Source organism: Phaeovulum sp. (assembly GCF_041596715.1).
GTDB lineage: Bacteria > Pseudomonadota > Alphaproteobacteria > Rhodobacterales > Rhodobacteraceae > UBA6213.
This window is the reverse complement of the sequence record NZ_JBFHIA010000124.1, coordinates 1-8,918: the sequence shown is the minus strand read 5'-3', so window position 1 is coordinate 8,918 and position 8,918 is coordinate 1. Positions and strand designations below refer to the sequence as shown.

General features: G+C 64.1%; 12 protein-coding genes. All 12 read right to left on the bottom strand.

The window, feature by feature from the left end; all coding sequences use genetic code 11:
* A partial coding sequence (locus ABY403_RS09745) for a heme ABC transporter permease (protein WP_372840600.1) occupies nucleotides 1-668 on the bottom strand: 668 nt, incomplete at its 3' end.
* Between the two features lie 63 nt (nucleotides 669-731).
* On the bottom strand, nucleotides 732-1,388 hold the full coding sequence (ccmB, locus tag ABY403_RS09740; RefSeq protein WP_372840599.1) for a heme exporter protein CcmB: 657 nt from the start codon (nucleotides 1,386-1,388) through the stop codon (nucleotides 732-734).
* 130 nt (nucleotides 1,389-1,518) lie between these two features.
* A complete protein-coding gene (gene ccmA, locus ABY403_RS09735) occupies nucleotides 1,519-2,157 on the bottom strand; it encodes a heme ABC exporter ATP-binding protein CcmA (protein WP_372840598.1) in 639 nt (212 codons plus the stop codon).
* 3 nt (nucleotides 2,158-2,160) lie between these two features.
* On the bottom strand, nucleotides 2,161-2,529 hold the full coding sequence (locus tag ABY403_RS09730; RefSeq protein ID WP_372840597.1) for an Mth938-like domain-containing protein: 369 nt from the start codon (nucleotides 2,527-2,529) through the stop codon (nucleotides 2,161-2,163).
* On the bottom strand, nucleotides 2,516-3,490 hold the full coding sequence (gene secF, locus ABY403_RS09725) for a protein translocase subunit SecF (RefSeq protein ID WP_372840596.1): 975 nt from the start codon (nucleotides 3,488-3,490) through the stop codon (nucleotides 2,516-2,518). The genes ABY403_RS09730 and secF overlap by 14 nt, the downstream gene beginning before the upstream one ends.
* A 9-nt stretch (nucleotides 3,491-3,499) precedes the next feature.
* A complete protein-coding gene (gene secD, locus ABY403_RS09720; RefSeq protein WP_372840595.1) occupies nucleotides 3,500-5,164 on the bottom strand; it encodes a protein translocase subunit SecD in 1,665 nt (554 codons plus the stop codon).
* A 10-nt stretch (nucleotides 5,165-5,174) separates the two neighbouring features.
* Nucleotides 5,175-5,513 (bottom strand): preprotein translocase subunit YajC, encoded by a 339-nt coding sequence (yajC, locus tag ABY403_RS09715; protein WP_372840594.1) that lies wholly within the window; start codon nucleotides 5,511-5,513, stop codon nucleotides 5,175-5,177.
* An 89-nt stretch (nucleotides 5,514-5,602) separates the two neighbouring features.
* A complete protein-coding gene (locus ABY403_RS09710; protein WP_372840593.1) occupies nucleotides 5,603-6,454 on the bottom strand; it encodes a TonB family protein in 852 nt (283 codons plus the stop codon).
* The gene (locus ABY403_RS09705; RefSeq protein ID WP_372840591.1) at nucleotides 6,451-6,864 is read right to left on the bottom strand and encodes an ExbD/TolR family protein; all 414 of its coding nucleotides are present in this window, start codon (nucleotides 6,862-6,864) and stop codon (nucleotides 6,451-6,453) included. The genes ABY403_RS09710 and ABY403_RS09705 overlap by 4 nt, the downstream gene beginning before the upstream one ends.
* Nucleotides 6,864-7,250 (bottom strand): ExbD/TolR family protein, encoded by a 387-nt coding sequence (locus tag ABY403_RS09700; RefSeq protein WP_372840590.1) that lies wholly within the window; start codon nucleotides 7,248-7,250, stop codon nucleotides 6,864-6,866. The genes ABY403_RS09705 and ABY403_RS09700 overlap by 1 nt, the downstream gene beginning before the upstream one ends.
* Nucleotides 7,250-7,912 carry a MotA/TolQ/ExbB proton channel family protein gene (locus ABY403_RS09695; RefSeq protein ID WP_372840589.1) on the bottom strand — a complete coding sequence of 221 codons (663 nt, stop codon included), beginning with the start codon at nucleotides 7,910-7,912 and terminating at the stop codon, nucleotides 7,250-7,252. Before ABY403_RS09695 ends, ABY403_RS09700 begins: the two co-directional genes overlap by 1 nt.
* Before the next feature lie 82 nt (nucleotides 7,913-7,994).
* Nucleotides 7,995-8,918 (bottom strand): trimethylamine methyltransferase family protein (locus ABY403_RS09690; RefSeq protein ID WP_372840588.1); only part of this gene is annotated, 924 nt, incomplete at its 5' end.

The window sequence follows — 8,918 nt, the reverse complement described above, 5'->3', positions numbered from 1 at the left end:
GTGCGCAGCAATACCAGCGCCACGAACAACAATATGAATCCCGCGATGCTGATCAGCAGCGGGAAGTAATAGACATCCGAGACATTCTCTTCAACGTCGAGCGAAAGGCTTGCGCCCTGATGCAGCCCCTGATTCCAGAAGTTCACCGCATAGCGGCTCAAAAGCGCGAAAACCGACCCGACAAGGCACAAAACACCTGTAAGATCCGCCGCGGTATCGGGGTTTTCGATCGCTTCCCAAAGCGCCATGTAGCCAAGGTAGAACAGGAACAAGATCAGAAACGAGGTTAGCCGCGGATCCCACGCCCACCATGTGCCCCACATCGGCTGCCCCCAGATCGCCCCGGTAAACAGCGCGATCAGCGTCATCACCAAACCGATCGGCGCGGCCGCCTTGGCCGCAAGCGCCGAAACATGGTGCCGCCGGATCAACCAGATCAACGAAGTCACGAGCATCATCGCCCAGATGTTGATCGCCATCATCGCGGCAGGCACATGGACATAAAGGATCTTGACGGTCGAGCCAAACTCCTGCGCCTCGGGCGTAAAGAAAAAGCCCCAGATCAACCCGACCACAATCGCCAATGCGGCCAGCCCCGTCGTCCAAGGCAAGGCCCAGGACGAGGTCTGCATGAACTTCTTCGGATTGGCATATTCCCAGATCGACATGGCGCTTGGCTACCTTTCTTGCGGCGGGCACTCAATTCACTATCACGTCACTCGCGCGTGCTTCTAGCGCAGATTGACGCGGATCGCGGCGGCCGAGGCAAAAGGCACCAGCGCAATGCAGGCCGCCGTAATCCCCGCCAGAAACAGCATCGGCACTGCGGTCACCCCACCCTCGGCACCACGCTTGATCAATTCAGCGCCAAACAGCAGCGTCGGCACATAAAGCGGCAGCACCAGCAACGACAAAAGCAACCCGCCCCGCTTCAACCCCACCGTCAACGCCGCCCCGAACGCCCCCAAGACCGAAAGCGCCGGCGTGCCGATCGCCAGCGACAGCACCAACCACGGATAGGCCGGCCCGGGCAGGTTCAGCAAAACCCCGAAGACCGGCGCGGCCAGCACCAATGGCAACCCCGTGGTCAGCCAATGCGCCAAGGCCTTGATGCTGACCACCGCTTCCATCGGAATCGGCGCTGTGGCCAAAAGATCAAGTGAGCCGTCCTCGAAATCGAGCGCGAAGATGCGATCCAGCGACAAAAGACAAGCCAAGAGCGCACCGACCCAAAGGATGCCCGGCGCGATTTTCGAAAGCGTTCCGCCCTCGGGCCCCACGCCAAACGGCACCAACACCGTGACGATCAGAAAAAACGCAAGCGACAGCCCGAACCCGCCCCCGGCCCGCACCGCAAGCCGCAGATCTCGCAGCAAAAGCGCAATCATGCCTCGCCCTCCCGGTGCAAACTGCCAGATGCGCCTCCGGCGGGGATATTTGGACTGAAGCATTGGATCTGCTTCAGACAGAAATATCCCCCGCGGAGCGCCGCACGGGTGCAGGTGCGAATGCGCTGGGTCATGCGAAGGCCTCGTCAAAGCCACCGCGCACGCCACCTGCATCCGGGCCGCGCGCTTTCAGCGCCGTCAGATCAAGTGTCATCGCCTCGGCAACGCCGATGTCGATATGCGTGGCAATCAGCGCCGCGCCCCCGGTCGCGAGATGTGCGCGCAAGGCCGCCGCGAATAGCGCCACTGATGCGGCATCGAGCGAAACCGTGGGTTCATCGAGCACCCAGACTGGGCGCCCGGTGACCAAAAGCCGCGCCAAGCCGAGCCGCCGCTTTTGCCCAGCCGAAAGGCTCATCGCCGGGCGCGCCGCAAGGGCTTCAAGGTTCATTGCGCTCAGCGCCGGACCAAGCCGGTTGGGCTGCCCGTAAATCGCGGCCCAGAATCCAAGGTTTTCGGTGACGCTGAGTGTCGCTTTCAGACCGTCGGCGTGGGCACCGTAGGCGATCGTGTCGGGGTTCCCAAGTATCCGCCCCGCAAGCGGCGGTTGCAAACCCGCAACGGTGCGCAGCAGCGTCGTCTTGCCGCAGCCGTTCGCGCCGCGCAGCACCAGCGCCTGCCCGGCGCCAAGCGCAAAGCTCACCCCTTCGAGAATGGCGATTCCGCCGCGCGCCACCGCGAGAGAGTCAAGCGTAAGCAGCGCGGCCATCCCTTAAGCCTCGGCTTCTGGCAAGGGCAGAAGTGCTGCCGCAACGCGCCGCCCCTCGGCCAGCAGATGATTGTAGCTGCGCGCCGCGATTGCGGTGGCCATCACCTCGTACATCAACCCTGCTTGCATCAGCTCAACCTTGAGCGCGGCAGGCAAGGCAGTGATCGACGCGCCCGTGCCCAAGACGACCAGATCCACTCGCCCCGCCAGCGCCGTGATCGCGGCGCTATCGGTGAACCCAACCCAAGGGGTGGCCTTCTCGGCGCAGATCACAAGCGGTCCATGCACAAGCAGACCCGCGACACGAAAGAAGCCAGGTCCGATGCTGTCGATTGGCAGCCCTTCGCCAAAGTCGGCCTCAGGGAACTGCATCGAAACCCTCTGTCTCCGGATCTGGAGCTGGTTTCTTCGGTTCGCGGTTGACGCCGAGATAGAGCACAACGTTCTTGGCCACGAACACCGAGGAATAGGTGCCCACGACCACGCCCCATGTCATCGCAAAGACAAAGCCGCGGATCACGTCACCACCCAGCACCAGCAGCGTGATCAGCGCCACAAGCGTGGTGCCAGAGGTCATCACGGTGCGGCTGAGCGTTTCGTTGACCGAGATATTCATCACATCGCGCAGCGGCATCACCTTGTATTTGACAAGGTTTTCGCGCAGCCGGTCGAACACGACCACGGTGTCGTTGATCGAATAACCCAAGATCGTCAGTAGCGCCGCGATGATGGAAAGATCGAACTTGAGTTGCAGGGCGGCAAATATGCCAACCGTCACGACGACATCATGCACCAGTGCGGCAACCGCGCCCACCGCATATTGCCACTCGAACCTGAGCCAGATGTAGAACAGGATCGCTGCATTCGCGGCCAGCACGGCGAAAAGCGCGGTCTGGATCAACTCGCCCGAAACCTTTGGGCCGACAGATTCGACCGAGGTGAAGATCACCTCTGGATCAACAGCTTGCACCGCCGCCTCGACTGCCGCCACCATTTCGGGCGTTGCACTTTCGGCATCCGATTGCGCCTGAATGCGGATCATCGCCACATGCTCGTCGGCGGCGAAGGTAGGGTCGAACACCTCGGTAATCGTGATATCGCCAAGGTTCAGCGGCGACACGGCCGCGCGATAGGCGGCAACGTCGATTGCCGATGTGGTCTCGGTGCGGATCGTGGTGCCGCCCTTGAAGTCGATACCAAAATTGAGCCCCATCGTCACGATCAGCACGATGGAGACCAGCACCATCAGCACCGACAAACCAAAGGTGCCCGCCTGCCAGCGAAAGAAATTGATCGTGGTGTGTTCCGGGACGAGTTTGAGACGAAATGCCATGGCTGCCCCTCAGACGGTGATGGTTTTCGGACGGCGGCGCTCGAACCAGAACACCATCATTAGCCGAGTTACAAAGATCGCGGTGAAGACCGAGGTGGCGATACCCACCGTCAGCGTCACTGCGAAACCGCGCACCGGGCCGGACCCTACCAAGAACAGGATCACTGCGGTGATGAACGTGGTGATGTTGGCATCGACGATCGCCGACATCGCCTTTTCATAGCCGAGTTCTATTGCTCGCGCGGGCCCTCGTGCAGAGCGCAACTCTTCACGGATACGCTCGAACACCAGCACGTTCGCATCGACCGCCATGCCGATGGTCAGCACGATCCCGGCGATGCCCGGCAGCGTCAGTGTGCCACCTATCAACGAAAGTATGCCGAAGATCAGCGCCATGTTGATGTAAAGCGCAATCGAGGCGAAGACCCCGAAGATGCCGTAGGAGGCGACCATGAACACCACCACCAAGACCATGCCCACCATTGCGGCAAGGCTGCCTGCGTCGATGCTGTCTTGCCCCAGTTCGGGGCCGATGGTGCGTTCTTCTAGGAAGGTCATTTTCGCCGGCAAAGCGCCCGCACGCAGAAGCACCGCCAAATTGGTCGAGCTTTCGACCGTGAAATTGCCGGTGATGATCCCTGACCCACCGGGAATATGGCTCTGGATGATCGGCGCTGAAATCACTTCCTCGTCGAGCACGATGGCGAACAGTTTGCCAATATTGGCACCGGTATATTCGCCAAACTTGCGCGCGCCCGCAGGGTTGAAGCGGAACGCGACGGCGGGGCTTCCGTTCTGGTCGAAATCAGGTAGCGCGTCGGTCAATTCCTCGCCTGTCACGACGGGAACGGAGTCGAGCGTATAGTAAAGCCCCTTCTCTTCGATCGAGGGGTAGATCACCTCACCCACGCCCGCGATCGCGTTGGCATTAGAGCCGCGCGAGATGACCGGGTGGAAGGCAAGCTGCGCGGTCGTTCCGATCAGCGCCTTCAGCTCTTCTGCCGAACCGATGCCGGGCACCTGAATCAAGATCCGGTCGCTGCCTTGCCGCTGAATCGTCGGCTCGCGCGTACCCACCTCATCGACGCGGCGACGGATGATTTCGAGGCTTTGCTGCATCGTCCGGCTGTCGGTCGCGGCCTTTTCGGCATCCGACAGCGTTATCACGATCTGGTCACCTTCGGCGCTGATCGCAAGATCGTTCTGCCCGATCCCTGAAAGTGACACCACCGGCGTGGCCAAGGTCGCGGCCAGTTCCAGCGCGCGCGCCATTGCGGTAGGCTCGCCGATCTGCACGCGCAAAGTGCCAGTGTCCGATGGCGCGCGGCGCACCGCGCCAACGGTGGCGCGCTCATCTGCCAGCACGCTGCGCAATTCGGGCCAGAGCGCATCCATCCGCGCCTTGTAGACATCGGCCAGCTGCACCTCTGCAAGCAGCTGCGCGCCACCCCGCAGATCCAGCCCGAGGTTGACTAGCCCGGAGGGCAGCCAATCGGGCCAGCCGGCGCGCGCCGCTGCCTGTTCTTCGGTCTCGAAACCGTTGGAGGCGGCGGCGGCAAGCGCGTCGTTATGCGCCTCGACCCGGGCGTAGAACATGTTCGGTGCCGCATAGGCTATCCCGAGCACGCAAACCCCGACGATCAAGACCCGTTTCCACAAGGATATCTGCAGCATGGATCAAGACTCAGTTGGAATTGGCGGCGGCAGGCTCGGTTTTCGAAAGCACTTGCGCGATGGTGCCCTTGACCACGCGCACCTTGACGCCGGTCGCGATCTCGACCTCAAGCTCGCCATCTTCACGCACATGCGCGACCTTACCAATGATGCCGCCCTGCGTGACGACCTGATCGCCGCGACGCAGCGCTTCGACCATCTTGCGGTGTTCCTTGACCTTCTTTTGCTGCGGCCGGATCAGCAGAAAATACATGATCGCGAAAATCAGAATCAGCGGAATGAACTGGGTCAACGCCGAGCCTGTGGCGCCGCCACCAACGGCTTGGGCATAAGCGGGGGTTACGAACATGTCGGACCTCATGGTTGGAGTGCGCGGGGCGCCTGAAAAAGTTGGCGCACCCTATCTGTGCACCCCGGCAATGGCAAGCAAGGGGTGTGCTAGCGTATAAACCGCAGAGTCAGCCGCAGGGCGTAGGCCGCGTCGGTCAGTTCCGGCGGGGCTGCGGCAAAGGGTGCGGCGGCGCGCGCGGCCGCAAGCGCTGCTTGGTCGAGCGCTACGGAGCCCGAGCTTTCGGCGATTTCGACCGATTGCAACGCGCCATTGCGCGCGACAGCAAGCAATAGCGTCACTGCGCCTTCACCGCCGCCTACCGGGCTGCGTTGGCGCCGCTGCAACGCCGCGCGCACCTCGGCGCCCCAAGCGGCCAGCGCGCTTTGCCGGGCAGAGGTGCTTGCGGTTGCGGCGCGTGCGCTGCCCGCGGTGCCTGTTGCTTGGCCCTGCCCCGCCCCCGCCGCGCGCAGTGCCGGGCGCGGGGCCGGTGCAGGCGCTGCTGCGGGGGCAAGTGCTGGCGCGGGTTCAGCATCGGCGGTGGGCGTATCTTCGACTTGTGTATCGGCGGGCTGCGCATCGGCGGTGGGCGCGCTTGGCAGGGCTTCGTGCTGGGGCGGTGGCGCGGGCGCACGTGGAACCGTTTCTGTTGCCAGCTGGGTCGCAGGCACTGGCTGCAACAGCCTTGGCGACGCCGCGTCGGGCATAGGCAGCGGCGGGGATAGCGTAGCTTCGGGTGTTGCGGGGGGCGTTGCGGGGGGCGTGGCCAAGGTTGGCGGGCTATCCCACGCCGCAACCAGCGCCGTCAGATCGCCCGGTGCCGCGCGGAGCGTTGCCGCCGCATCGCCCCCTTCGCCGCCCGCACCGCTGGCCGACTGTGGCGGATCGAACCCTGCCAGAACCGCCAAATGCAGCGCCAGTGCCGCGGCAAGGCAAGCCAGCGCCGGGCCAAACCCGCTCATGGCTGGCGCGTCACGAGCGTTACCGCGCCAAAACCCGCCGCCGCAATCTGCGGCATCAGCGCGGCAAGTGACGCCGCGGGGGCATCTGCGTCGGCACGCAGCAGCAAGGCTGGCGGCGATGCGGCGCAATCCGCGCTGGCGCAAAGCGCATCACGCGCCTTTGCCAGCGCCACAAGGGCCGCATCGCCCAACTCCGCCGCAAAGCCCGGCTGCCCGTCCGCATCAAGATGCAGCGTCAGGGCCGCGTCGGGGGCGGCCAGCCCCTCGGCCTCGGGCAGCGACACGGCAAAGGGTTCGGGCGGTGCAAGTTTGGCTGCGATCAGGAAAAAGATCAGCAGCAGAAACACCACGTTGATCATCGGCAGCAAGTTTTCGGCAGGGCGGCGGCGGGGCGGGGGCGAAAAATCCATCACGGCACCAGCAACAATTGCGTCAACCCCGCACTGCGCAACACATCGGCCACCGCAACAAGGTCTTGCACCGCAGCGCCATCGCGCGCGCGTAGGACCACCGCATCAGCGGGGCCCGCCATCAGCGCAACAAGCGCGCCCACCAGCGCCTCGGGTGCAAGCGCTATGCCATTAAGCCGCAGCGCCCCGCCCGCGCCAATCTCGATCAGCCGCGGCGGGCCGGACCACGCCGCCCCCTGCCCCGGCGTTGCCACCGAAAGGGTCAGCGCGCCCTCGGTGCCAAAGCGCGAGGCGAGCATGAAAAACACCAGCAGCAAAAACACCACGTCGATCATCGGCGTAAGGCTGGCGCGGCGATGGCGGCGGGGCGGTCCAAAGGAAAACATCACCCGCGCCCTTCGGGGCTACGCAGAAACACCTGCGTTGCGGCATCTTCCATGTCGTGTCGCAAGCGGTCTACCACGCTTTCAAAGGCAGTCAGCGCCACCTGTGCGGGAATCGCCACCGCCATGCCAGCCGCCGTGGTCAGCAAGGCTTCCCAGATGCCGCCTGCGAGCGTTGCCGGGTCAGCGCGCGCGCCTGCCAGTTGCAGCGCCTGAAACGCCGCGATCATGCCGGTGATCGTGCCCAGCAAGCCCAAGAGCGGGCCGATGGTGGCGGCAAGTTCCAGACCGCGCAGCCCGCGCCCGGCATCGGCCAGCAGCGCGCGCGCCACGCGCCCGGTCTCGGCCTCGGCGGCGGGGCGCGAAAGCGAGGGGTTCAGCGCCGCCTGCATCGCGGCGCGGGCCAGACGCGCACGCAGACTGTTGCGCGGCGCTATTGCCGCCAGCGCCTCGGTGTCGCGTCCAGCGGCCCAATGCGCTAGCGCCGCGGCGGTATGCCTGCCGCCCGACCACGCGCCGAACGCCATCAACATCCAGACTTTCCACAGAATCAGCGCCAGCGTTGCCACCGATAGCGCGGCAATCGCCCACATCGCCGCCCCGCCCATGTCGAGCAGGGTCTGCACGCGGGCAAATGCATCGAGGGCAGCTGCATCTGGGCTCATCACTCTTGCCTCCCGGCGCAAAGGCTAGGCGAACGCGCCACGCGCCTCGTGGTAAAAGCACGTGGCGCGCCTGTCAAATGGCTCAGAGGAAAGCGTCGGCGACCGCGGCCTTCTTTTTTGCCACGAACTCGGCCAACGCCTCGGCAATGCCGGGGTCGATGTCGGGCGCCTGATAGTCGCCAAGCATCTTTCTGACACGCAAATTGGCCAGCGCCTCGGTGTCGCGCGCGCCCTCCTGCTCCCAAGCCTCGAAGGGTTTGTAGTCGAGCACCGAACTGCGCCAGAACGCCTCTTTGAAATTGGCCTGCGTGTGCTCGCAGCCAAGATAGTGCCCGCCGGGCCCCACCTCGCGGATCGCATCCATGCCTTGGCCATTGGCGCTCATGTCGATGCCTGCCGCAAGGCGGTGCAGAATGCCCAGCTGGTCAGCGTCCATCACGTATTTCTCGTAAGAGGATACGAGGCCCCCTTCCAGCCAGCCGCAGGCGTGAAGCATGAAGTTCACGCCCGACATCAGCCCGATATTGAGGCTGTTGGCCGACTCGTAAGCCGCCTGCGCGTCGGGAAGCTTTGATCCGCAAAACGCCCCCGCCGAGCGATAAGGCAACCCAAGACGGCGGGCCAGTTGCCCGGCACCCAGTGTGATTTGCGCAGCTTCCGGCGTACCAAAGGTGGGCGCGCCCGAATTCATGTCGATCGAGGTGACAAAGGCGCCAAAGATCACCGGGGCGCCGGGGCGGATCAACTGGCTATAGGCCACCGCCACCAAAACCTCGGCCAGCACCTGCGTCAGTGTGCCCGCCACCGTCACCGGTGCCATCGCGCCGCCCACGATGAAGGGCGAGACGATGCAGGCCTGCCCTGCCGCGGCATAGACCTCGAGCGCGTCCATCATGATCGGGTCGAAGGTCAGCGGGCTGTTGATGTTGACCAGCGAGGTCATCACCGTGTTCTGATCGACGAAATCGGCCCCGAACAGAATCTTCGACATCTCGACCGAATCGAC